Source organism: Vibrio sp. 811 (assembly GCF_033339195.1).
This window is the reverse complement of sequence record NZ_JAWOUB010000076.1, coordinates 554-1,282: the sequence shown is the minus strand read 5'-3', so window position 1 is coordinate 1,282 and position 729 is coordinate 554. Positions and strand designations below refer to the sequence as shown.

Annotated in this window: 1 protein-coding gene; it reads right to left on the bottom strand. The window is 46.6% G+C overall.

Annotation, left to right across the window (positions count from 1 at the left end):
* Positions 1 to 18: 18 nt before the first annotated feature.
* The coding region (locus R7Q46_RS24900) for an FtsW/RodA/SpoVE family cell cycle protein (RefSeq protein ID WP_318077889.1) at positions 19 to 729 on the bottom strand (711 nt) is incomplete at its 5' end.

Here is a 729-nt window from a genome sequence, read left to right as displayed (position 1 = left end):
GCCATCACCATCAAACGTTTATTCTGTTTCATTCGTCTGTTGTTCTGATTGTTGTTGCTCGCGTTTCAAGCGGCATTCGTAATCGATACGCAGTAATATGGACACTGCAACGGACATAATAATCAGACTGGAACCACCATAACTGATTAGTGGAAGCGTCAAACCTTTGGTTGGAACAATACCAGCGGCTGCGCCCACATTGACCATGGTTTGAAACGCAAACCAAATACCAATACCAAACGCTAAGTAACCACCAAACATCTCGCCTTCTTCAAAAGCACGTTTGCCGATATACACAGCTTTAAGTACCAAGCTAAAAATCAACATCAGCACTAAAACAACACCGACGAAACCAAGCTCTTCAGCCAATACCGCAAATACAAAGTCGGTGTGCGCTTCTGGTAGGTATTCCAGTTTTTGAATTGAGTTCCCTAACCCTTGACCAAACCATTCTCCGCGACCAAACGCCATCAAAGACTGAGTCAACTGATAGCCGCTACCGAACGGATCTTCCCATGGGTCAAGAAACGAAGTAACACGGCGCATACGGTACGGTTCTACCAAGATCAAACCGACGACAGCGCCAATACCTGCAATCATCAGGGCCAGGAACTGGGTTAGCTTCGCGCCCGCGATAAATAACATGCCAAACAGAGTAACCAGCATTACAACGACGGTACCCAAGTCCGGCTGACCAAGTAACAAGACGGCGAAGAAAGCAAACACCAT